Genomic DNA, 24,921 nt, shown 5'->3' on the forward strand with positions numbered 1-24,921 from the left:
CTGCAATCGGAGTGGTCAAGTGTAAAGTCCATAGGTTCAGGTTAGAGAGGAGGATGACGAATGAGCTCAGTGGATCAGCAACCCCAGCCGCTTGGCGGAACGAAGGAAGAGTGGCTGGAGAAGGATCGCAAATATGTGTGGCATCACATCTCGCCTCATAACGATCATCCGATGATTGCCGTAAGCGGGGAGGGCAGCTGGATCACGGATCAGGATGGCACACGGTATCTGGATGCGATGTCGGGACTGTGGTGTGTGAACGTCGGGCATGGACGCGAGGAGATTGCCCAAAGTGCCTATGAGCAGATGAAAGCTCTAGCGTACGTGCCCATGACCCAGAGCCATGAGCCGGCGATTCTGCTGGCAGAGAAGCTGAATGACTGGCTGGAGGGGGAGTATCGCATATTCTTCTCCAACTCGGGTTCAGATGCCAATGAAGTGGCGTTCAAAATAGCCCGTCAGTTTCATCATCAGAATGGTGAACCAACTCGTCACAAATTCATCTCCCGTCACCGCGCCTATCACGGCAACTCCATGGGCGCACTGGGCGCTACCGGGCAAGCGGCCCGCAAAATCAAATACGAGCCGCTGGGCGTAGGCTTTTCTCATGTACCACCTCCCTATTGCTACCGCTGTCCATTTGGACGAAACAAGGATGGATGCGGACTGGAATGCGCCACTATCTATGAAGAGGTTATTCGTTGGGAAGGGCCGGAGACGGTAGCTGCGGTCATTATGGAACCAGTCATTACAGGGGGCGGCATGATTGTCCCGCCTCCGGAGTATATGCGTACCGTGCAGGAGATTTGTGAGCGTTATGGGGTGCTGTTCATTGTGGATGAGGTCATCTGCGGATTTGGCCGCTCCGGGCAAAAATTCGGTCATCAGAATTACAGAGTGCAGCCCGATATCGTCACGATGGCAAAGGGTATGACGAGTGCGTACGCTCCACTATCGGCGACAGCCGTTCGAGCGGATCTGTATGACACGTTCAGAGAACCTGGAACCGATTCACACTTTCGTCATGTTAATACGTTCGGGGGCAATCCTGTATCCTGCCGCGTGGCACTGGCGAATCTCGAAATTCTGGAACGAGAGAATCTGGTCAGCCGTGCTGATGAACTTGGATACCTGCTTCGGGATAAGCTGGAGCCGCTGCTGGAGTTATCGGTGGTTGGAGATATCCGCACATTTGGCTTCGCCTGCGGGGTGGAGCTGATTGAAACAGATGGTTCGCCTGCTCATGCGGATAAGGTCATGAAAGTACTGGCAAGCTGCAAACAGGACGGTGTCCTGATTGGCAAGAATGGCGACACCGTGCCGGGATTTGCGAATATTTTGACCATCTCTCCGCCGTTCGTCACCACTGAGGAAGAATTGGACCTGATCGCTGGTAGTTTGCTGGCTGCACTACGCAGTTTGGATGCAGGGTAGTGATGGAGAGGAAGTGGAATATAGGTGGGATCTCTATTTATATCGTGCTTGTAAATGTGCGAAAGGAGGCGATGGAGGATGCAGACCACTACCGGGAAAATCATCAATCAGCTGCGTCTGGATGATCGAATTGAACAGTTGTCCTGTATTGGCCGAATTGTAGAGACGGGTGTCTGCCGACTCGCGTTGACTCCGGAAGATATGGAGGGCATTATCCAGGTTCGCCTCTGGATGGAAGAGGCCGGGCTTGTGACTCGCCTTGATCCGTTTGGCAATCTGATTGGTCGCCTTGAAGGTACAGATTCGTCCCTGCCGATCCTTATGATCGGTTCACATATTGATTCCCAGCCGTATGGGGGTCGGTATGATGGAGCCATCGGTGTTCTTGGTGCGTTAGAGGCTGTACAGTGTCTGATGGAACAAGGCATTCGCCCTCCAATGCCCATTGAGGTCATTGCCTTTTGTGATGAAGAGGGCTCACGTTTTAACAAAGGATTATTTGGTTCACGTGGCATAACCGGACAGCTGGAAGAAGGAGAATTGGAGCGACAGGACAAAAATGGGGTGACCCGACGAGAGGCATTGGAGGCCTTTGGCTGTGCACCAGAAAAATTTGCCGAAGCGATCTATCCGGCTGGCTCTATTGGCAGTTATCTGGAGCTGCATATTGAGCAAGGACCTGTTCTCGAATCGCTGGCCGCTCCGGTAGGTCTGGTGACTGGTATCTCGGGCCCGCTGTGGCTCACGGTGACGATGAAAGGCATGGCAGGGCATGCCGGGTCCGTACCGATGGGGATGCGGCATGATGCGCTGGTGGGCAGCGCCAAGGTCATTGCGGCTTTTGACGATATGGTCAGAGAAGATCCGGAAGCTCCGACAGTAGGGACCGTGGGGAGCCTCCGTGTCTTCCCGGACTCACGCAACATCATTCCTGAACAAGTCAGCTTTACGGTTGATTTGCGAGATATGGAGATGGAGCGCAGAAATCGGCTTGAAGAAAGGTTAATGAGCCTCTTGGATGACGTCAGCTCGAAATATGGCCTGACCTACTCCTTGACCGAAGATACCAACAGTGAACCGCGATATTGTGCAGAACGAATCAAGAATGCCATTCGCTCGTCTGCCGAAGAGATCGGCCTGCCTTTACCGGAGCTGGTGAGTGGACCGTTCCATGATGCGCTGGCCCTTTCTTACGTGTGTGACTATGGCATGATCTTTGTTCGCAGCAAAGATGGCATCAGCCATCATCCAAGTGAGTATTCTTCGCCCGAAGACATTGCTCTCGGTACAGAAGTGATGTACCGCACGATCAGGCAGATGTGCAGCCCGGAAACCGGTGAGTAACGAGGGGAACATACAGGAGGGAGGACGATGGAAGTTCATTTCGATGGGGTTTTACAGTCATATAAGATGATGTTGATTTTCATATAAACGGACAGCGGACAGTTTCTTAGAGGAGGCGATGTGGCGTTATGGGTAAAATCAGCATCGGGATGATTCAAGCTTCACATGAGGTGGAGGGCTCGGCCCCAGTTGAAGTGCATAAGGAGGCCGCCATTCAGAAACACATTGCGCTGGTGCGTGAAGCGGCTGCTCGGGGAGCGCAGATTATCGGCTTGCAGGAAGTGTTCTACGGGCCTTACTTCTGCACGGAGCAGAGCCCCAAGTGGTATGCATCTGCCGAGCAGGTGCCGGAAGGACCGACAACCAGGCGTTTTCAGGAGCTCGCGAAGGAGCTTGGCGTGGTAGTCATTTTGCCTGTATACGAGGTGGAAGGGATCGCTTCGTATTACAATACGACTGCTGTTATTGATGCGGACGGCTCCTACCTGGGGAAATACCGCAAACATCATATTCCGCATGTGGAAGCAGGCGAAGGCACCAATGGGTTCTGGGAAAAATATTATTTCAGACCCGGTAACCTGGGCTATCCGGTATTCGATACAGCCTACGCCAGAGTGGGCGTGTACATCTGTTACGATCGTCATTTTCCGGAAGGGGCACGGCTGCTTGGGCTGGCGGGTGCAGAGATTGTATTCAACCCTTCCGCAACGGTAGCCGGAACATCGGAATATTTGTGGAAGCTGGAGCAGCCTGCCCATGCGGTAGCTAATGGCTATTATGTGGCTGCCATTAACCGAGTGGGAGTGGAATCGCCATGGAATATGGGTGAATTTTACGGTCAGTCGTATCTGGTGGACCCACGAGGCAGGATGGTGGCCATGGGCAGCAGGGATCAGGATGAGGTTATCATTGGCGAGATGGATACGGAGTTGATTCGGGAAGTACGCAATGTATGGCAATTTTACCGCGATCGACGGCCCGAGACCTACGAACATCTTGTTAACTTGTAGCTGAGCGAAGATAGTTTTGGCATCGCAGTCCCTGTGTGAGTCAGTCATTAACTTTATCCGGCGGCGAAAGGAAAAACAGAGACCAACCTTATGGAGGTGCATGATATTGATGAACAGCGCAGGAGCAACGTTGTCTGATTACGGATGGGAGAGTCGTTTTACCGAAATGAAGCCTGCAATGACGGGCAAGGAAGTGATGGAGGAATCGAACCGCTGTCTGTACTGTTATGATGCACCCTGTATCAAGGCATGTCCAACCGACATTAATATTCCTTCGTTTATCAAAAAAATCTCAACAGGTCACCTCAAAGGCTCGGCTCGGACTATTATGGAGGCCAACCCGGTAGGTGCTAGCTGTGCACGGGTCTGCCCGACAGAGGAACTTTGCGAAGGCGCTTGTGTACTGAACGAGTCATCTAAGCCGATTCGGATCGGTGATTTACAGCGATATGCAACAGACTGGGCACGGACGAAGAATGAACCGTTATTCAAGGCAGCGCCTGCCAACGGAAGAAGTGTTGCAGTTGTAGGCGCAGGGCCTGCGGGATTGTCTGCGGCCAGAGAGTTAGGGCGTGTAGGGTATGAGGTGACGATCTATGAAGCCAAAGCGAAAGGCGGAGGGCTTAACACGTATGGTATCGTGTCCTTTCGCCTGCCGGAATCCGTAGCCTTATGGGAAGTCGAACAAGTGCAGGCACTGGGGGTGCAGGTTCGGTATGGTGTACGCATTGGGGTGGATGTATCCGCTGAAGAGTTATTGGAGCAGCACGAAGCCGTTATTCTGGCTTGCGGGATGGGCGCTGTTCCGATGCTCGGCATTGAAGGAGAGACGCTGGAAGGTGTCTATGATGCCATTGAGCTGGTGGAATCCACGAAGCAGGGTGTGCCTCCGGCCCTGAACGGTCTGAAGGTTGCCATTATTGGTGCGGGCAATACGGCAGTGGATGCAGCGACCTGTTCGGTACGCCTAGGTGCCGAGCGTGTGCAGATGCTTTATCGACGTGGGGAGAGCCAGATGACAGCGTATGCCTTCGAATATACATTTGCGAAGCAGGAAGGTGTGGAATTTCGCTGGTTCACCATGCCGAAGCGCATTATTGGAGACGAGAATGGTCGAGTCCAGGCTATAGAGTGTGTGAAAATGAAGCTGGTTACTCCACCTGGAGGTGGTCGGGCACTGCCTGTGCCGATAGAGGGATCGGAGTTCATGCTTGAATGTGATACCGTTGTTCGAGCCATTGGACAGAACCGTTTGCTGCCATTAATTGAGGCATTTGGCCTGCGTCATCACTGGGGCGTTGTTGAAGTGGAACCACAGACGTACCGTACGTCCCATCCACAGATCTATGCGGCAGGAGATGTAATCTTCGGACAGGGGCAGGGCGAAGCGATGGTGGTCTCCGCTGCACAGCAGGGCAAGCTGGCGGCTGCATCGGTGATGAAGGCGTTGCCCGGACAGGTGGAAGAGACGGCTTGAAATACGAGGTGTACGGTTCGTTAGAATGTTTCAACAAATTATGCCAACAGGTTGGCAACACCAACCACTCAACTTAACCCTTATGAAGCAGAAGTCCTAGGTAATAAATACGTGAGGTTCCTGTGTAACTTGTGAAGTTCAAACAAACACCATTGTGAGTTCAAACCACACCAAGGAGGGATCGTTATGGCTGACTTATCCATTAATCTGGCAGGTATTCGATCGCCCAATCCATTCTGGCTGGCCTCGGCGCCGCCGACGAATACCGGATATCAGGTTCAGCGCGCCTTTGAAGCAGGCTGGGGTGGTGCCGTCTGGAAGACGCTGGGCGAGCCGATCATTAATACCTCTTCGCGTTTTGCAGCCGTTCATTTTGGTGGACAGCGCGTCGCGGGTTTTAACAATATTGAGTTAATATCCGACCGGCCGCTGGAGGTGAATCTACGTGAAATTGCTGAGACCAAGAGGCGTTTCCCAGATCGGGCAGTGGTTGCTTCACTCATGGTGGAACCGAAACGCGAGAAGTGGCATGAGATTGTGAAGAAAGTCGAAGCTGTCGGCGTAGACGGGCTGGAGCTAAACTTTGGATGTCCGCACGGCATGGCCGAGCGTGGTATGGGAGCAGCGTCTGGTCAGCAACCGGATCTGGTTGAATTACAGACGATGTGGGTGAAGGAAGTGGCGACCACACCTGTCATTGTGAAGCTAACGCCAAATATCACCGATATTACGGCGACTGCCCGGGCAGCCGTGCGTGGCGGTGCGGATGCGATTTCCCTGATTAATACGATCAACTCCCTGGCGGGTGTGGATCTCGATTCATGGAATACCGTGCCGCATGTAGGTGGCAAAGGGGCGCATGGCGGCTACTGCGGTCCGGCTGTGAAGCCAATCGCGCTGAACATGGTTGCCGAGTGTGCACGCAATCCGGCAGTTGGTGTGCCGATTTCCGGCATCGGAGGCATATCCGATTGGCGGGATACCGCAGAATTTTTACTTATGGGCGCGACGGGGGTCCAGGTATGTACCGCAGCCATGCATCATGGCTTCCGTATCGTGGAGGACATGATCGATGGCTTGAACGATTATTTGGATGAGAAAGGTCTGCGAAGTGTATCTGAATTGATTGGTCAGACGGTTCCGCGTTATTCGGATTGGGGCAATCTCGATTTGAATTACAAAGTGGTAGCCCGCATCAACCGCGATGTCTGCATCAATTGCAACAAATGCCATATCGCCTGCGAAGACACCTCGCATCAATGTATTGATATGTTGTCTGACCCCTCTGGCTCGTATCTGGAGGTCGTTGAGGAAGATTGCGTCGGATGTAATCTGTGCTCGATTGTCTGTCCGGTGGACGGCGCAATTGAGATGGTAGAGATCGCACATGAACAGGAACCGTTAACCTGGAATGACCGTCAGTCTGCGATTGCCCTGCTGCAATCGGCCAGAGACCAATCCACCAAGGAGGCGATATCATGAGTACCCGCAAATTGATTCGTAATGGAATGTTGGTCACAGCGTCGGATACGTTTGAAGCGGATATCTACATTGAAAACGGAAAGATCGTGCAGATTGGCATGGGACTTGTGCCGGATGAACGAACGGAGGTTGTGGATGCGTCTGGCTGTTATGTCATCCCTGGTGGGATTGATCCGCATACTCATCTGGATATGCCGTTCGGCGGAACGGTGACGGCGGATGATTTTGCAACGGGTACCGCAGCTGCTGCCTTCGGTGGCACAACGACGGTCATTGATTTCTGTTTGACGCAAAAAGGTCGACCTTTGCTGGAATCACTTCAGGAATGGCATGCCAAAGCCGAGGGCAAAGCCGCCATTGATTACGGGTTTCATTTGATGATTGGCGAGATGAATGATCAGGTGCTGGAGGAACTGCCACAGATCATTGAAGAAGAGGGTGTGTCTTCCTTCAAGGTGTTCATGGCTTATAAAAATCAGTTCCAGGCCGATGACGGCATTCTCTTTCAGACGCTGCAAAAGGCCAAAGAGTACGGCGCACTCGTCATGGTACATGCCGAGAACGGCGATGTTATTGATCTGCTGGTCCAGCAGGCGCTGGCGGATGGTAGAACCGAGCCGATACATCATGCACTTACCCGACCTTCCATGTTGGAAGGAGAGGCTACAGGGAGGGCGGCCCGACTGGCAGCACTTGCCGATTCACAGCTCTATGTGGTACACGTCACCTGTGCGGAAGCCGTGGAGCAGATCGCCCGTATGCGAGACATGGGCTATCGAATCTGGGGCGAGACCTGTCCGCAGTACTTAACTCTGGATCAATCGAAGATGGATCAACCGGATTTTGAAGGCGCGAAGTATGTATGGTCCCCACCGCTGCGTGAAGCCCATCATCAGGAAGTGCTGTGGAATGCACTCAAGAGCGGTCAGTTGCAGACGATTGGCTCGGACCATTGCTCGTTTAACTTCAAGGGACAGAAGGATCTGGGACGGGATGATTTCAGCAAAATTCCAAATGGCGGGCCTGTCATTGAAGATCGGCTCAGCATTTTATATTCCGAAGGGGTAGTGAAGGGGCGAATTTCGCTTAATCAGTGGGTGGATTTATGCTCTACACGGGCAAGCAAGCTATTTGGTTTATTTCCGCAGAAAGGAACCCTTGCTGTGGGGACAGATGCGGATATCGTTATTTTTGACCCATCTATCTCAAGGGTGATTTCGGCAGCTACCCACCATATGAATGTGGATTATAGCGCCTTTGAAGGCATGCCAATCCAGGGATGTCCGGTGACAGTGCTATGCCGCGGGGAATATGTGATTCGGGATCGACAGTTTGCCGGAGTGGCAGGCGCGGGTCAGTATGTGAAGCGTGACAAATATGATGCCGGTACACCATTACCTGTGAGACAGCCTGTGACGGCAGTGAATGGAGGGTGAAGCTGATGTCTGACCATGATGTATTTGAAGAGGAAAAGATAGCGATTGAACGAATGGTGGCCCAGGGTTACCGGATCTATGCCGTTCGGGAACATCTGGAGGGTGCTCATGTCGTGTGGGGGCACCCCGATCTTCCCGGAGAAAAACAGGAGCAATATGTGGGTACAGCGTCTGGACGGAAGTGGTTCAGTCATATCCTGATCAGGCAGCTTCAGGAGCAAAAAGGAGCGTAGAAGGTCACACGAGTGGCCCATGAACGTATTCATATGCATAGATGGCAAGTTCGATGGCGACGCGTTTCTCGGGGAGAGTATAGTCGTCACCCAGAAGTATCTCAATTTTGTGTAATCTGTGATATAACGTCTGTCGGACGATAAATAAAGCCGTGGCCGTCTCCTGTTTGGAGCAGCATAGAATAAAATATTGTTTAAGCGTACGCAACAACTGACCGCCTTTTTCGGTATCATAACGAATGACTGGCCCGAGATATTCTTCAATGAAATCATCCAGACTGCCGCTCTGCTTCATGCTGGCAATAATGCGGTAGCAGTGAAGATTGCTGTAAAAGGGCTGCTGCATCACACCGATGTCCTTCTGAATGCGCAGGGTATCCTTGGCTGCCTCAAGGCTGTCTTTCAGACGTGATAGATCAGCGCAGCTGTGACCGATGCCGAACAGACCCGAGAGGAGGCGATGGGTCTGTTCCTGTTCATGCTGCTGCAACTGTTCAATGCAGCGCCATAGACTGCTTTTTCGCTGAGATCCAGGCAGAGGGTCAACAATAATCAGAATGATCTGGTGGTTTAGCACGGTGCTGTACAGGGCGAATCCTTCCCGCGCGAACACGGAACGGGCAATGATGTTGCGTTGAATTAGCAGTTTCTGTAGCTTGAGACTGTCTGTGTAGCTGGGATTGCTATCGAACAAAATGACGGTACCTTTTCCAGAAGCAAGCTGGGCATTGGCAGCAGATACATATTCATGAATTTCTTTCGCAGAATGATGTCCGTTAAGCCAGTCAATGACCCACATATCTTCCTTGTAGCGTCGCTTTTCCTCCATGTATTTGGTGCGCATCCAGTCCTGAGCAATGGCGGCTGCGCAACGTTCCAGTGCCTGGATGATGAACTCATCAGAGGGTCTATTATGCAGATCCTGATCGTGATCCGACAGCTTGTCGAGCATCAGCACCAGATCGGCAAATGCATAATCAAGCGCCTGTACAGGCAGAGTGAGTGCATCCGGTGAATGCACCGAATGATTCCTCTGTAAAGAATGATCTCCCAAATGCTCTCCCTCGTCCGAATGACCACGACGTGACAACCACTCCTGCCGACGAATCTCCAATTGGGCTGGAGGGCAGTAGGGAACGGCACTTGCTTCCCCATCCAGTGGATATAGCGCTACAGGGTAACCCGTTGTTCGAGACAACAGTCGGAGCAGTGGTTGTACACCGTCTCCATTCAAAAGAAGTTGGTTGAACGAGGTAGTGAGGCTGTCGAGATCAGCGAGCATACGCTGGTGGCTGCGAATCAGGGCGAAATGCAGGTCCTGTGTAATATCGATATAACGTACTTGTTCGTGGAACCAGATCAGTGGAAAATCCTCTTCTGCTGCAAGTTCCTTCATAGGTCCGAGCTGGGACTTGGTGTGAGCCCCCAGTTCGATACAGAGTCCCGCAGCTCCACGAGCAATTAACTGGCGCATGAAAGACAGTCCCTGCTTTTCATCATCCTGCCAGCCAATGCCAGTCGTTAGCACCAGTTCCCCGCCATTCAGCAAGTTGCCTACTTCGGTAACCTCCATAATGTGCACCCAGCGCACATATCGCTCCAATGCCCGTTCACTGGCGAGTACCTCAGCCTTGCGGAACACTGGACGTTTCAGCATGTCTCTCATCTGAATATGCAACGTCGTTTCCCCCACAAAACCACCGTCCTTCCCTCAAATACATGCAGTTTTACATACCCGCTTTGTAAGTCGAGCTTCTGAAGAGCGTTTGTCTTGATTATAAGTCTGTTAACAACAGATGAGCTGAAATCTCACGTTCATTTGTTTTATTTCACAAAATGATCTCTTCCTTTTATGAAATAAAACAAAATGGATTATTTCTATGTAGTTCTATCTAACATCTAGATGTTTCTATGACCGATGCTAAGAAACTATAGTTAAATGTAAAACACCCCTTAGCCGCAGATCAGAATGTACAAACCATTCTAATGTGGACTAAGGGGTGTTCTATGTTAGAAGCTCATCATAATTCTGAGTGATGATTTAATTCAATCAACAGAAGGTGTCGATTAATCTTCAATTCTTTTCTTTTTGAACTTCATCAGGAACTCATACACGATTGGCACGATAACCAAAGTCAGCAGCGTGGAGCTGATCAGACCGCCGATTACGGTAATACCGAGACCTTTCGAGATGATCCCTGCGCTTTCTTCAAGTCCTGTCACCAGTGGCAGCAAGGCACCAATGGTAGCCAGAGCTGTCATCAGAATTGGACGCAGACGCGTTGCTCCGGCTTCCAGCAAGGCTTCACGAGTAGGCATTCCCTCTTTTTCCTTGTGAATAACACGGTCGATCAGGACGATGGCGTTGGTGACCACGATCCCGATCAGCATCAGTCCACCCATCATGGCAGATACGTCAAGCGTACCCCCAGCCACGAACAGGCCGACCATAATACCAATGACGGTAAATGGCAGGGAGAACAGGATGGCAAATGGCGCCAGTCCACCGCCGAACGTAACAACAAGCACAAAGTACACAATCGCAATGGCTGCCAGCATGGCCAGACCAAGTTGGGTAAACGTGTCATTAATCTGTTCGGTTGTACCGCCAAATTTCACTTCAACACCATCTGGCAGATCCAGTTTGTCGATGTTCGCCTGCAAGTTTGATGATGCTTTTTGTACATCGGAAGCTAAGATGTTGGCTGATACCTGCACAACGACTTTGCCATCAATACGCATGATGGAGTTCGGTGAAGTGCCTTCTTCCACTTTCGCGACATCTTTGATTGGTACTTCAATGCCGAGTGGTGAAGTAACTTTTTCGTTTTCAATATCAGCAATGCTGGTGAATGTCTTTTTGTCAGTCTCTACATAGACCTTATACGTTTTGTTTTCAATATCCACTTCTGTGAGTACAGGGCGTTCACGTGCAGGGCTGATCGTCATAGCCAGTTGGCCAGCAGTCAGACCGAGCGAGCTCAGTTTTTCCTGATCCGCGACGAGCGTGTATTGCCCGTAGGTATCAGAGAGCGTAGTGTCGGCTTTTTCAAAAGATTCGGTATCTGCTTCAACCAGCTTCAGAATTTCATCCGAGACAGGTTTGATCTGATCTACATTGTCACCATAGATGGAAAGGCTCAAGCTGCTGCCTCCCAGTCCCCCAGACATGTCAAGCTCATTCCAGGTTCCTACAGTAACTTCTTTCTTCAGACCTTCCACAAGCTGTTCTTTCACTTTTGTAAAGTCTTTCGTATCTTCGTTATATTCGATATAGAAGAGAGCAGAGTTGGAGCTGCCTCCACCCATGCTGCTCAGTGGATTGCTGCCGCCGATGGAATACTGCATTTTCTCCAGACCTGGCTGCGTCAGCAACCATTTCTCGGCTACGAGTGCTTCTTTTTCAACATCTTCACGCAAAGCTCCAGTTTCCGGGCTGTACGTAATGGTCACATATTTATCCTGTTGTTCCGGCAAGAAACTTGCACCGATGAACGGATACAGGAACAAACTGCCGACGAGCAGCAATACAGCAACGCCGACGGTGATGAGTTTGTGAGACAATGTCCAGTTCAAGAGACGTTTGTAACCCTCCGCCATCTTGCCTGGTTTTTCCTCATGATTCTGCTTGTTCTTCAGACCTTTGCGGAACAGCGTATGTGCCAGCATCGGTACAATCGTAACAGCCACAATCAGGGATGCCAGCAAAGCAAAGACCATGGTCAAGGCAAATGGCATGAACAGCTCACCGACCATACCACTCACCAGTGCCAGCGGCAGGAATACCGCAATGGTTACGATCGTGGAAGAGAGGATCGGAATGAACATTTCACGGGTAGCTTCCCGGATCAAATCACGGCCTTTAAGTTTCTCTCCCTTGAGTGTCAGTCTGCGATAGATATTCTCGATAACAACGATGGAGTCATCGACAACCCGTCCAATCGCGACCGTCATGGCACCCAGGGTCATCATGTTCAGCGTAATGTCCATCATATTCAGTGCTGTCAATGCAATGAGCAAGGAGAGCGGGATAGAGACAATGGAAATAATGGTGGAGCGAATATCACGCAGGAACAACAGAATGATCAAAATGGCGAACAAAGCACCAAACATCGCTTTGAACAACATCGTGTTTACGGAGTCCTGGATAGGTTTACCTTGGTCAAGCAAAACAGTCAACTCGGCGTTTTTGAACTGCGTCTGCAACTCTTCCGCTTTGTCTTTAACTGCCTTAACGACATCAACTGTATTGGCATCATTGGACTTAACGATGGAGATCCCGATGGATTCCTTACCGTCTGTCCGGGAAATGGACTCCGCCTGACCAATGACTTCAATTTTGGCGATCTCGCTTAATTTAACCGTTGGAATCCCAGGTGCATTTGCGGCACCTGAAGTGCTGCCTACACTGGCATTTCCACCTGCGGCTTGTCCTGCAGCCTGGTCAGAACCTTGTGCAGAGCCTTGAGCTGCTCCACCAGCTTGTGCGCCGGCGCCTTGTGGTGCTGTGGCTGAACCACTGCCTGCTCCTGCACCGCTTGGTACAACCGGAATAGCGAGATTTTTCAAATCATCCAGATCGATGATGTTGCCATCAACAACAACAGCTTTCTGTGCTTTGTCCAGTTCAAACAGTCCGAGTGGTACACGGACAGAAGAGCCTTGAACGATGCCGTTGACTGTATCTTCAGTCAAACCGAGTTCATTCATTTTTTTCTGATCAAACTTCAGTTGAACTTCCTTAACATATTGGCCGGAAACTTGGACTTGAGCTACACCGTCAATATCTTCGAGTGCAGGCTGGATATCCGTTTCAACCAGTCGAGTCAATTGTTCCAGATCGCCGCCGTCCTTGTCAGACAAGCTGAGCGAGACAACCGGGAAGGAGTTGATGCTGAACTTCGAGATGGTTGGTTTCTGCACACCATCCGGCAACTGCACCTCATTCAGTGCTTCGCGTACCGCTGCGGTAGCGTTGTCCAGATCGGTACCATAATCAAATTCGAGGGTGATGGAAGAAGCATTCTCCATGGAAGTAGAGGTGAGTGTCTTAATTCCCTCTACATTTCTTAAGGTCTGTTCGAGTGGTTTGGTGACATCCTCGACAATACCTTCTGGAGCTGCCCCTGGATCAATGGCCGTTACACTCAAGAATGGCACATTGATGTTTGGAATAGTCTCCTGTTTCATCGTCAGTCCGCTGTACAAACCGGCGAAGGAAACGATGATGGTCAGAATCCAGATCGCAAACTTGTTGTTCAGTGAAAAATTAATAATCCCTTTCATACGATGGTTTCTTCTCCTCTCTGTTTCTCCCTGTATTTCTTTATTGTTGTGACGAGTCAGCCTGGATGAACCGGCTATACATGGCATCCATAATGTGCTGAAGCTCGGAGTGCAATGGCTGGATGACAGGAATGTGATCCAAATTACGCATCATGCCCAGGATAATGGCACGTCGCGGTGTGAATTCCATCATTTCCTGTCTCAGGATGGCGATGGTCTCCAACGCGTCATTGCGCAATTGCCCTGGAGGCATATCAGAAGTGATGATATCCTTCATCTGTTTGATGATATGAATAGGATGACGCATCATTGTGGAATCTGTATCTGAATCGCTGCTCCATGCTGGCCAATGTTCCAAAGGAACCAAAGGGGCAGGGCGTTGATCGAGCAATCCGCGAGCTGCATAATCGATCGTTTGCAGCATGTTGCTTGCCATCTTGGATACGGTAAGGGAAGGCATTTCCGTAAACCAGATTTTGATGTAGGAGAGGAACAGACCATGCGTGAGCAAAATAAGGTCTAAGGTATAGGGTCCAATCTCCGGTCCGTACAGATCCTCCAGTTTGTCCTTGAACCAGTGCAGGGTACGGATCTCCAGATCCTTGTTTTTCGGTTTGCACTTTTCCTTGCGATGCTGCTCTTCATCCATCATCATGCTGCGCATTTGCACGCGTAAAAATTCTTTCAGCTCGGATACATGGACAAGCAGTGTTTCAATCTGCTTGTGCAGACGTTCTCTCGAAGTGAGCCCAGCTTCATGTTCAATCTGGGAGATTTCGTCCATGAGCGTGAATATGCAGTACTCCATCGTACTGGCCTCTAATTCCTCTTTGGATTTGAACATGAGGTAGAGGCTGCCTTTCGACATCCCGCATATTTCTGCAATCTCCTGCATGGAGGTTGCAGCACTGCCTTTGGCTGAGAACAGCTTGAGTGCTGTGGTAATAATGAGCTTTTTCTTCTCATTCATTTCATGGATAGGGTTCATTAACGATACATCCACCTCACCTGCGGAACTTATGAGTTCTTGAATTGACTTTAGGGTCAAACCAAGTATAAACGATAAAGACAATGGAATTCAAATGGGAGAAAAATGGAAAAAGAAGAGGGTGTACTATATGGGGACTGGAGCATTTTTCCTACGTAATGCAGACGCAGTAAAGGCTGTATATATGAGCGACGAATGTTCATTGCAATATGTATGATCTATTTCATGATCCGCCTTTAAAGACGTAAATGGCTAGAAGAATAATAGCTACAAGAGCAATCAAATAAAAGGTTCCCACAGCGACCAGAAAGATATATCCGGTAAATGAACCCATACGCGCGAACCATTTCTTCATCATCACGACTTCCTTTCTTACGTAACAGAGTGTGGTGAGGTTTCTTACTTACATCATATCCCAAAAAGACGACTTTCTGATCGAAAGTCGTCTTTTTGGGATAATTAAATATTATGGAAGATATATAATGGAGGTATTTACGTTACGTAATCAGTTTCAATCCGATCGCCGCCACCAAAATCATGGCAATAAACAGCAGCCGCTTGGCTTCCTTCCGCTCACCGAACAGGAACATACCTGTTAACGTACTGCCCACCGTACCGATTCCAGTCCACACCGCATACGCGGTACCCATGGGAATAGAAGTCATCGCGTAGGATAACAGGGAGAAGCTGAATGCGAACGATACGAGCATGAGCACGATATAAGGCCAGCCTTTTCGGGTAGAAGCACCATTAATGCCGATGACGCCAAAAATTTCACATATGCCTGCGCCCACAATTGCCATCCAAGCCATTATGCTTCACCTCCTTTTGCCGATTGTTGATCCGTGACCAGTTTCAGTCCGATCACACCACATAGCAACAGGCCGATTAACAAAACCTTGGCAAGTGAGAATGCTTCACCAAATAGCAGCATTTCAGCCAGTACCGTACCTGCAGTACCAATCCCCGTAAATACGGCATACACCGTACCCACAGGCAATCTTTTGGAAGCAGCGATGATTAATCCAAAGCTCAGGATGATGGCTAAGGCCGTCAAAGCCCACTCCCAAACATTAGAGGCGTGTTTCAGCCCACTTACCCATACAATCTCAATGAGTCCTCCGATAAAAACATATAACCAGTTGCGGTTCATGATGATGAATCTCCTTTCAAAACAACGGGCAGTGCCTCTTGTTTCAGATGATGAATGCCATGCCAGTAGACTGGCCAGGAAGCTTCAATCCGTCTTCTGTATCGACGTGAACTTCCATAAATAATCTCAACCGTGATGCCATCGAGAAAAGTCATATAAGTTATCGCAGCTTGTTCTGCTGGAACAGCCTGTAGTTCCCCCTTGCGCGTCGCCCTTTGCAGCAGCCGTGTCAGTGACCGCTCCATACCGTCCAGAAACGGATAAACTAAATCCATCACTTCGCTATATAGCGAAAGCGGCGGGAAGTAACACATACGCAGCATAAAGCGGGCAGAGGCATTGCAGTTATACTCTTGCTCAAACCATATCAGCAAACCCTTCAACCTTTGTTCCAATGGCAGATCGGCGTGAACACGGAAGTATTCGAGCGTTCGACGCTGAACATCCTTAAACGCATGCGCAAGGGTTTGCAAAAACAGGTCATCCTTGCCGCTAAAATGTGCATATATAGACGGTTTTTTAATCCCGACTTCGTCAGCGATTGCTCTTAAGGAGGCTCCTTCATATCCATCTCTTGCAAAATGGAACAGGGCTGCATCCCGAATCGAATGTGCAGTCATTAATATCACCTTCCTAACGGTCGTTAGGTAACCTATATTTTCACATTTTACATTCCCTGTCAAGGCACAAAAAACGCCTGCACGATAGTGTACAGGCGGCTTTATGCTTGGAATTTCATTTTCCATTAGAAGGTCGTTAAACCCAAAATCAGTTGCAGCTTATATACGATTTCTTTCAAAAATGTAGTCTTTTCCTGAAATTCATCCAGGTTCAGGGTGAACTCGGCATCTTCATTATTCCATATCCGGTCAAAATAATTCGCCACATCATGAGTAAATGAGTTGTCTGGTGGTGCAGCAACCCAGAGGTCATTTTCCAGATTGTAATCATTCATGTTTCTGGGGGTGAAGTTGGTCGATCCTCCAAGGACGATATGATCCCCGGTGGCTTTGGCAATGTACATCATCTTGGTGTGATATTGCTCCTTGGTTGTGTTATACCAGCGAATTTGGATTTTGCCATCCGATTTATCATGTAACTCAGCAGCTACAGGACGATTGGGAATGCCAGTCTTCTCCTGACCAAAGGCATTTTCGTTCGGGTCGAGTACAAGCCGTATCTCGGTTCCCCGTTTCGAGGCTTCGAGCAGTGCATCCAGTACTTTGGGTGAAGCGATGTAAAACATGCCCATCCACAAGATATCACCTTTTGCCGATTGATTAATCTCATGGAGCACTGCGTCATTCACTTTGCCCTCGGTCAGATAGCGAATTCGCAAATCTCCTTTATTCGGGTCTGTGGTAGGAGCTGTATAGGAAGGAATTTTACCTCCACCCGAGATGTTTAGTACGGCCTGCTCGGACTGAAGAATATCTCCGATGATCGGTCCGGTTATTTCAAAAGCAATGTTCGAATGATAGGCACTGGCATCATGAACATTGCCTGAGGAGACAATAGCTGTCTTCTCGCTGACCACCACTTTGCGATGATTGGCCTTCACATTGAGCAACTTAAGGTAGGAACGCACGGTGACATCCGGTCCATCGGTTGCCATCAGGTTCGGAATCCAGCCATTGCCGGATTGTCCAAACCACTGGAAGAAGGTGCGCCAGACCGCAGAGTAGACAGGAGTGGAGTCACGTAAAGGGTCCACATCTGTGATGACCACGTGAATTCCGGCCTGCTTCATCTGCTCCAGTAACGGGTTCGGTGCAGAGTTATAGTTGGTGTTCACTTCATCCGTAATGAACCACATATCCATATCCGGTTTCTGAAGTTTTTTGGCAACCAGTGTTTCCGTAAACTCTGTGCTGATGGGTGGAAATTGCTGACCTTTGTGCTGGTAATTATTGAATAAAAACATATCAACGACGACGAACTGTTCCGCGTCCTCGATAACCTGAAGCATGCGCTGGAAGATCTGCTGTTCGTGCTCCATCTGTCCATCAGCGGATGGATAGGTCAGATCATGCAAAAACTGTACCTGATCCACCCGGTATTCAGGACTTTCATAGGCAATGCCGGATGGTAACGGTTTATAGGTCTGATAGAGCATGACGGCGATGAGCCATAGTGCCAATAGGACGAGTCCTGTTCGTATGTATGGAAATTTGCCGCGTGAAGACTTGCGGTCTGATGTCTGGCGGCGATAAGAAAACAACAATAACTCCCCTTTCTGAACGTGCTGACTTCTATTACCACCCGGATGACAACATTGACGCAGAGAGCCTGACAGATTATTTAAGTCGTCAGGAAAGGCAAAACCATTTCGATCGATTCAATCGACATGCATATGACCGTTGTGTATAATGAGTGTATTATTTTTGTGGAATGTTCGGATTTTCATATACCTGACAAAGACGGGATAAGGATTCGTTTAACCTGCGAAAGTCTGGCTATTTCAGGAAAGAAAGTGGGTAATAAGGTGTATTCCATCAAACAAGTCGCTGCCATGCTGGGTATTCCGACGGTAACGCTCCGGGCTTGGGAGAATCGGTACAGTGCGGTCACCCCTGAGCGGACGGAATCGGGTTATCGCTTGTACACGGAAGAGAATGTTGCAGATCTGCGCTGGTTAAAAGAGCAGGTGGAGCAGCACCAGACGAATATTTCGGAAGCAGTACGTATGCTCAAGGTGAACAAAACCAGTTCACATCAAGCTGCAGTGCCTACGTCGTTAACGCCTCCAGTACCCACGATGGAAGAGGCTTATGTACGTATAGCCGATCAGATCTATGACTCGCTATACAACTTTCAGGGTGAACGAGCCAATGGTCTGATTGATTTTGGCTTCACCATGTACGGATATGATTCCATGTTTTATCATGTGCTGGTGCCCATTCTGGTTCGGGTTGGGGATGCATGGGAGCAAGGCAGGGCTTCGGTCGCTCAAGAGCATTTTATGACACAACTGATCTCACAGCGCTTTTATCAGTTTTTCCATCTGTTCCCGATCTATCCGCATCTGCCCAAAGTTCTGGCCTTGTGCCCGGAAGGGGAGCATCATCAGGTGGGATTATTGTTGTTCTCCCTGTTTATGCGTAAAAATGGTGCAGAAGTGCTCTATCTCGGAGCCAACACACCGGAAGAGGGGCTATTCCCAATTATCCGGGAGCAGAACATCCGATTGGTCTGTCTATCGGTTACTAGTTCCGAACTTCTTGAGCGGTGTGATCAACTCATAGGGCGAATTGTGGACGAGTTCCCGCATATGCGTTTTGTACTTGGAGGCAAGGGTTATGAGCGTACAGAGAACGCACGATATCCGCAGTGGATTATGCCTGAAGATTCTGCGGATTGGCAATCGTGGATGGAACGTGAGTATTTTGTTGAACCATCGCCTGGGCGGAGATAACTGATTCGTGTCTTTTTAAAAATGTATTTTAAAATAGAATGTATAGGTTTGGGTATACAGGACATCCTTTGACGCAAGAGCGCAGAGGGTGTTTTTTTGTATTCCAAAATATCTTATTAGAGAATTTGACCAGTCGGTCATTTTTTGATTTAATAAGTTGTATAATATTTGTACTATATTTGTATAATGTTTTTGCGTTTACCCGCTTGAACTGTTCATGGGCGGTTTAATAATAGGTTAAAGACTATAGTCCTAGAGATAGTTCTTAACATAGGAAAGGTGAGTGGCATGATACCGAATCAGCAACGTAAACGTGCAGCTGTCATTGGTGCAGGTCCGGGTGGACTTGCAGCAGCGATGTTATTGTCCGGCCAGGGGTACGAAGTAGATGTATATGAGAAACAGCCAGTCATTGGGGGACGTTCTGCCAGACTGGAGCTGGGCGAATATCGGTTCGACCGTGGTGCAACGTTTTTGATGATGCCGCAGTTGATTGAAGAGATGTTCGACGTTGTAGGACGCAAGCTATCAGACTATGTGGAGATGAAAGAGCTGACTCCGCTGTATGCCCTAAATTTCGGTGATAAGGTGTTTACGCCTTCTCGTAATCGTGAAGATACAGCCGCACAGATCAAGGAGCTTTTCCCCGGCAACGAGGACAATTACCTTCGGTTCATGCAGGAAGAGGAAGTGAAGTTTGGCAAAGTCATGCCTTTGCTGCGCAGGCCTTTCGGCAAGCTGGCAGATTATTTGCGAAAAGATGCCATGACAGCTCTGCCGAAACTCGATATTAACAATACAGTTTACGGCATTCTGTCCCGCTATTTCACAGATGAGCGCTTGCGCTGGGCATTCACGTTCCAATCCAAATACCTCGGCATGTCCGCTTGGGATTGCCCGGGTACGTTTACGATTCTGTCATTCATTGAGCACCATTATGGATTATTTCACCCCATTGGCGGCGTCAATCGCGTATTTCAAGCCATGGCTGATGTAGTTGAAGAATATGGAGGACGAATACATACATCCTGTCCGGTTAGACAGGTCATTGTTCGCAATGGCCGTGCAGAAGGCGTTTTGCTTGAAAATGGAGAACGCATTGAAGCGGATCATGTCGTTGTTAATGCAGACTTTGCACATGCCGTGAACCATCTGTTTGAACCAGGCGTACTCAAGAAATATACACCGGAGAAAATGAAGCGTAAAAAGTACTCTTGCTCCACAGCCATGTTGTATCTGGGCGTGGACGGTGAAGTGGATTTACCGCATCATTCGATCTATTTTCCCGAGGACTATCGACTCAACGTCGACGAGATTACGAAGCACAAAGTGTTGTCTGCGGATCCATCTCTCTATATTCATAACCCTTCCAGACTCGATTCGACGCTCGCACCGGAAGGGAAATCTGCTTTATATGTTCTCATGCCTACGCCGAACCTTACCGGAGACATCGATTGGGAGGTAGAACGGGAGAATGTGCGGGAGGCGATGATGAAGCGGATGGAATCGATTCCTGAGTTGTCAGACATCCGCAGTCGTATTGAAGAATCCATGATGTTTACACCGCTGGATTGGCAAAATGAACTCGACGTGTACCGTGGAGCAACATTTAACATGGCTCATAATCTTGGGCAGATGATGTATCTGCGGCCGCATAACCAGTTTGAAGAGTTGAAAAGGGTATGGCTGGTGGGCGGCGGAACGCATCCGGGCAGTGGGCTGCCGACCATCTTTGAATCGGCTCGAATCAGCGTGAAGCTGATCCAGGAAGAGGACGCTCGCAAGCGCTCCAAACCATCCTCGTATGTGAAAACGGCGGAAGCGGGAGGCCATTCATGAAACGGGCAGCCATCGTAGGTGCAGGCATTGGCGGTCTTACTTCAGCATTGCTGCTGAATAAACAGGGTTGGGACGTAACGGTATACGAACGGGGTTCCAGAGTTGGAGGTCGTATCGGCTACGAGCAGGAAGGGGACTATCGGATCGATCAAGGCCCGACCATCGTACTTCTGCCTGAGATGCTGCTTGGCATTTTGGAGGAAGCGGGTGTGGATCGTTCGAAGATTGAGCTGCTGCGTTGTGATCCATTGTACAGGGTGCATTACAGCAGCGGACGTGTGATGACCAAGATGACGGCACGTGAACAGCAGGCCGAAGAGATTGAACGTCTCTTCCCTGGAGAAAGCCAGGGATTCTCGAAATTTATGAAAGATATGGACACACTGTTTCCGGCGGGACGGGCTGCGTTTCTGGAACGGGCTTTTCCGCGAAAACGGGATTTCTTCACTCCCTCTCTGATGTCCCTGATGGGCCGATTACGTGCTCACAAAAGTGTACGGAAGGCTGTAGGCGATTATTTTCAGCATGAGGAACTGCTGGATGCATATTCGCTGCAAAGTCTCTATATTGGAGGATCTCCCTTCGGCACGCCGGGTATTTATTCCCTGCTTCCTTATGCAGAGCATGAATATGGCATCTGGATGGTGAAAGGTGGCTATGCTGCATTACCTGCCATACTGGAACAGGAACTGATATCACGTGGTGGTCGGGTGGTGCTGAACACGGAAGTGACGGGACTGAATATTAAAAATGGTGTATGCGAAGGTATAGAAACTGCCGCAGGCGCAGAAAATGTGGATGCAGTTATCTACAATGGCGATTTCCCCCACCTGTCGGGTCTGCTGGGTCAGACGACTGAATTTTCACGTAAACGAAAGCCATTTCGCCCCTCATCGGGATGTGTGTTGATCTATGCGGGCGTAGACAAGACCTGGGATGATGCAACGACGCATCAGTTTTTCCTGCCTCCAAGTCTGGACGGCAGTCTGCGGGAAGTGTTCGACCAGCGCCGCATTCCGGCGAAGTCCTCTTTTTATGTATTCAATCCGGCTGCATTGGACGAGACGGCAGCTCCGCCAGGTCAGAGTGTGTTGTACTTCCTCATTCCGGTGCCGGATGCCGATGGTGTCGACTGGTCTCGGGAGAGCGAAGCGCTGGCAGAACGAGTGTTGGAAGAAGCGGAACAACGCGGATTTCCGGGACTTCGTGAAGCACTCAAGTGGAAAAAAATACGTACTCCCGCTGACGCTGAGCGTGACGGGCTGTATGGCGGCGGCAGCTTTGGCATCGCACCCGTACTGTTTCAATCCGGTGTATATCGTCCGCAACCGAAGCCATTCCCGGCAATCCGGGGACTGTATGCGGCAGGAGCTTCTGTACATCCGGGAGGCGGGGTTCCTATTGTGATGCAAAGTGCACGGATGGCAGTGAATTTACTGACGAAGGAGATGGAAACATGAATGAAGCGATTTTGAACAAGTGTGAGGAATTAATGCAAAAGGGCTCGTCATCTTTTTATCAAGCCTTCAGAGGTCTGCCCAGCCCACGCCGCGAGGCCGTGTACGTGATCTATGCCTTTTGCCGCATGATCGATGACAGTGTAGATGAGCCGGAGCAGTCGCCCTATACGATTCATGAAATCCGCAATCTGTTCAATCAACTGGAAGAAGCGGAAGGACATTTTATCTGGCCGGCATTACGATGGCTGTTTACGAGTTTCCCTCATTTGGACAAGGGGCCTTTCTTCCGTCAAATGGACGGACAATTAACCGATCTTAAAGTCACACATTATACAACGATGGAGGAACTGGAACAGTATTGTTATCTGGTTGCCGGAACCGTCGGCGAGATGTTGCTGCCTGTATTGCGAGATGACAACGGTACAGACGTGGCTATGAACGGGATTGCGCTGGGCAAAGGTATGCAGATCGTCAATATTATCCGTGATGTGGGCGAAGACCGGGCAAGAGCCCGCCGCTATGTTCCGCTGGAGTTGATGGAGAAGCATGGATATTCCGAACAGGATTGGGCTAACGGTGTTGTTGACGAAAGGTTTAAAGCCATCATTCATGAATTAAAAGCAGCTGCGCTGGGCTGGTTCCGTATCGGTATGGACCGTCTGGATACGTATCCAACCGAAAGTGCATTTGCCATTGAGCTGGCTGCAGCCTTTTATTCGACCATTCTGCATGCGGTTGAGCGCAACGACTATGACGTGTATACGAAGCGTGCATTTGTTAGTGATGAACTGAAACTGGAGATGCTGGGTGCCATTGTGAAACGTTATCCAATGCTGGCTTACCAAGCCTCCCGCACGGCGGTATCCTGATGGTTCAGGGCCTGTACTGGGCGTGGTACTGCATCGGAGCGGTACTGATGCTGACGATCGGTGTTCCGGATGTACTGTCCTTCTCCAACGGTTTGTTTCTAATCTTCTACGCACTGTATGTGCTGGATCTGATATATCAAGGGCGGAAACGGACAGGGTTGTCCGACCAGTCAGTCATTTGGATGAAACCTAGACTCTGGTTGGTATCTTTTATTATATGGTTGGGTGGCATGGGGGTAGAATGGGTTGGCGTGCATACACACTGGCCCTTTGGCGAGTATTCGTATTCAGACTTCTTCGGAATCCACCTGTTCAGTGTACCTGTTACATTAGGCTTCGCCTGGATTGCCGTGGTGGGTAACTCGGCTCTGCTCAGTGGAGGCGGTTCCACCTGGACAGGCAAGCTGATCCGGGCGGTTAAGACTGGATTTTGGGCCATCGTGCTCGATCTGGTGCTGGACCCGGTTGCGCATGCCAGAGGATTCTGGCAATGGCAAGCCCCAGGTGGATTCTACGGTGTGCCCTGGACCAATTACATAAGCTGGTTTGTAATGGGAGCGTTCCTCTCTTTGTTTCTTCCGGCAATGCCTTCAGATCGAAGCTCATTGCTGCGTGCAAAATGGTTATATCAGCTGTTTATTCTTTTGTTTGGGTTGTTAGCTCTCAAAGAAGGAATTACAGGCAGCTTCATCATTGCTATTGTAGGTGTGCTTCTTGCTGAGGGGAGCTGGCTATATGATTCGCGCCGTAAAATCAAAACCGTTTAACCGGATTTTTTCCTTATACAATCATTATTATTTGCTGCGGAGACGTTTTCGCTCGTTTACGTTATCAGGGTCACTGGACCCGCTGCTCCCGAACAATGACTCACCCATGGACCCGGATCAACCGGTCATCTATTTCATGAACCACAGCTCGTGGTGGGATGGTCTGCTGCTCTATCATGCATCTCAGCAGACTTCCCGAGGCGATCATTATGTCATGATGGAAGAAGAGCAGCTGCGACAATATGCCTTTTTCCGCAAACTTGGCGCGTATTCAATCAATAAGGAGAATGCATCCAGCATTCGAACCTCCTTGCAATATACCACCGAGCTGCTTCACTCCGGCAAAAGGGTCTGGATCTTTCCCCAAGGGGAAATTCTGCATCAGGATGCCAGGCCAATCGAGTTTCGTCCAGGCATTGGTTTGCTGTTACGCCGCTCTCCACGCGCCGTAGCTGTACCTGTGACTTTGTGCCATGGCATGGTTCAACATGATTTACCGGAAGTATCGATGCAGGTGGGTGCGCCTGTAATAGAAAATTGGAAGACATGGAAGAGTGACGAGATTGCCACCAGATTGAGCAGGGTGCTGGAGCAGCAGTTGAATGACCATAAATCAGAGCTGGTACGCATCGGGCAGGGGAGTTTACCGGGCGCTTTTCCACTGATTCGTCATGTACGTTCTACGAGTGAAAAATACGATGCGGCACGAAAGCGGGTGAACCGTTAGC

21 protein-coding genes are annotated in these 24,921 nt (G+C 49.7%); 13 read left to right on the forward strand and 8 right to left on the reverse strand.

Annotated elements, in window-relative coordinates; genetic code table 11:
* Positions 1-60 precede the first annotated feature (60 nt).
* The 7 genes from A6049_RS23325 to A6049_RS23355 all read left to right on the forward strand — a co-directional run bounded on the left by A6049_RS23325 (position 61) and on the right by A6049_RS23355 (position 8,416).
* Positions 61-1,434: an aspartate aminotransferase family protein gene (locus tag A6049_RS23325; RefSeq protein ID WP_063566942.1), complete on the forward strand. Its 1,374-nt coding sequence runs from the start codon at positions 61-63 to the stop codon at positions 1,432-1,434.
* 78 nt (positions 1,435-1,512) lie between these two features.
* Positions 1,513-2,778: a M20 family metallo-hydrolase gene (locus tag A6049_RS23330; RefSeq protein ID WP_063566943.1), complete on the forward strand. Its 1,266-nt coding sequence runs from the start codon at positions 1,513-1,515 to the stop codon at positions 2,776-2,778.
* A gap of 128 nt (positions 2,779-2,906) precedes the next feature.
* Entirely contained in the window at positions 2,907-3,788 is an 882-nt protein-coding gene (locus A6049_RS23335) for a nitrilase-related carbon-nitrogen hydrolase (protein ID WP_063566944.1), read from the forward strand.
* Between the two features lie 109 nt (positions 3,789-3,897).
* Positions 3,898-5,265: an NAD(P)-dependent oxidoreductase gene (locus A6049_RS23340; RefSeq protein WP_063566945.1), complete on the forward strand. Its 1,368-nt coding sequence runs from the start codon at positions 3,898-3,900 to the stop codon at positions 5,263-5,265.
* 186 nt (positions 5,266-5,451) lie between these two features.
* Complete coding sequence (preA, locus tag A6049_RS23345) at positions 5,452-6,747, forward strand: NAD-dependent dihydropyrimidine dehydrogenase subunit PreA (protein ID WP_063566946.1); 1,296 nt, start codon at positions 5,452-5,454, stop codon at positions 6,745-6,747.
* Entirely contained in the window at positions 6,744-8,183 is a 1,440-nt protein-coding gene (gene hydA / locus A6049_RS23350; RefSeq protein WP_063566947.1) for a dihydropyrimidinase, read from the forward strand. The genes preA and hydA overlap by 4 nt, the downstream gene beginning before the upstream one ends.
* Positions 8,184-8,188: 5 nt before the next feature.
* Complete coding sequence (locus A6049_RS23355; protein WP_063566948.1) at positions 8,189-8,416, forward strand: hypothetical protein; 228 nt, start codon at positions 8,189-8,191, stop codon at positions 8,414-8,416.
* 4 nt (positions 8,417-8,420) lie between these two features.
* Here A6049_RS23355 and A6049_RS23360 read toward each other — a convergent pair whose 3' ends face one another.
* The 8 genes from A6049_RS23360 to A6049_RS23390 all read right to left on the reverse strand — a co-directional run bounded on the left by A6049_RS23360 (position 8,421) and on the right by A6049_RS23390 (position 18,064).
* Entirely contained in the window at positions 8,421-10,109 is a 1,689-nt protein-coding gene (locus A6049_RS23360; RefSeq protein ID WP_095206199.1) for a PucR family transcriptional regulator, read from the reverse strand.
* Between the two features lie 374 nt (positions 10,110-10,483).
* Positions 10,484-13,702, reverse strand: a complete 3,219-nt coding sequence (locus tag A6049_RS23365; protein WP_063566949.1) for an efflux RND transporter permease subunit — start codon at positions 13,700-13,702, stop codon at positions 10,484-10,486.
* A gap of 40 nt (positions 13,703-13,742) precedes the next feature.
* A complete protein-coding gene (locus A6049_RS23370) occupies positions 13,743-14,690 on the reverse strand; it encodes a TetR/AcrR family transcriptional regulator (protein WP_095206200.1) in 948 nt (315 codons plus the stop codon).
* Between the two features lie 223 nt (positions 14,691-14,913).
* On the reverse strand, positions 14,914-15,048 hold the full coding sequence (locus tag A6049_RS34440; RefSeq protein WP_274568725.1) for a hypothetical protein: 135 nt from the start codon (positions 15,046-15,048) through the stop codon (positions 14,914-14,916).
* 139 nt (positions 15,049-15,187) lie between these two features.
* The gene (locus A6049_RS23375) at positions 15,188-15,502 is read right to left on the reverse strand and encodes a DMT family transporter (protein WP_063566950.1); all 315 of its coding nucleotides are present in this window, start codon (positions 15,500-15,502) and stop codon (positions 15,188-15,190) included.
* Positions 15,502-15,843 carry a DMT family transporter gene (locus A6049_RS23380; RefSeq protein WP_063566951.1) on the reverse strand — a complete coding sequence of 114 codons (342 nt, stop codon included), beginning with the start codon at positions 15,841-15,843 and terminating at the stop codon, positions 15,502-15,504. Before A6049_RS23380 ends, A6049_RS23375 begins: the two co-directional genes overlap by 1 nt.
* Positions 15,840-16,463, reverse strand: coding sequence for a TetR/AcrR family transcriptional regulator (locus A6049_RS23385; protein ID WP_063566952.1), 624 nt, complete (start codon positions 16,461-16,463; stop codon positions 15,840-15,842). Before A6049_RS23385 ends, A6049_RS23380 begins: the two co-directional genes overlap by 4 nt.
* 125 nt (positions 16,464-16,588) lie before the next feature.
* Complete coding sequence (locus tag A6049_RS23390; RefSeq protein ID WP_063566953.1) at positions 16,589-18,064, reverse strand: phospholipase D family protein; 1,476 nt, start codon at positions 18,062-18,064, stop codon at positions 16,589-16,591.
* A gap of 264 nt (positions 18,065-18,328) precedes the next feature.
* Between A6049_RS23390 and A6049_RS23395 the strand changes: the two genes are divergently transcribed.
* From A6049_RS23395 to A6049_RS23420, 6 genes are all read left to right on the forward strand, one after another.
* The gene (locus A6049_RS23395) at positions 18,329-19,258 is read left to right on the forward strand and encodes a MerR family transcriptional regulator (protein ID WP_063566973.1); all 930 of its coding nucleotides are present in this window, start codon (positions 18,329-18,331) and stop codon (positions 19,256-19,258) included.
* Positions 19,259-19,546: 288 nt separating this feature from the next.
* Positions 19,547-21,097, forward strand: coding sequence for a phytoene desaturase family protein (locus tag A6049_RS23400; RefSeq protein ID WP_063566954.1), 1,551 nt, complete (start codon positions 19,547-19,549; stop codon positions 21,095-21,097).
* On the forward strand, positions 21,094-22,557 hold the full coding sequence (locus A6049_RS23405; protein ID WP_063566955.1) for a phytoene desaturase family protein: 1,464 nt from the start codon (positions 21,094-21,096) through the stop codon (positions 22,555-22,557). The genes A6049_RS23400 and A6049_RS23405 overlap by 4 nt, the downstream gene beginning before the upstream one ends.
* Positions 22,554-23,426 (forward strand): phytoene/squalene synthase family protein, encoded by an 873-nt coding sequence (locus A6049_RS23410; protein WP_063566956.1) that lies wholly within the window; start codon positions 22,554-22,556, stop codon positions 23,424-23,426. Before A6049_RS23405 ends, A6049_RS23410 begins: the two co-directional genes overlap by 4 nt.
* Positions 23,426-24,193: a carotenoid biosynthesis protein gene (locus tag A6049_RS23415; protein WP_063566957.1), complete on the forward strand. Its 768-nt coding sequence runs from the start codon at positions 23,426-23,428 to the stop codon at positions 24,191-24,193. Before A6049_RS23410 ends, A6049_RS23415 begins: the two co-directional genes overlap by 1 nt.
* Positions 24,162-24,920, forward strand: coding sequence for a lysophospholipid acyltransferase family protein (locus A6049_RS23420; RefSeq protein WP_063566958.1), 759 nt, complete (start codon positions 24,162-24,164; stop codon positions 24,918-24,920). The genes A6049_RS23415 and A6049_RS23420 overlap by 32 nt, the downstream gene beginning before the upstream one ends.
* Position 24,921 lies beyond the last annotated feature (1 nt).

It is taken from the genome of Paenibacillus sp. O199 (assembly GCF_001636635.1).
Lineage (GTDB): Bacteria > Bacillota > Bacilli > Paenibacillales > Paenibacillaceae > Paenibacillus > Paenibacillus marchantiae.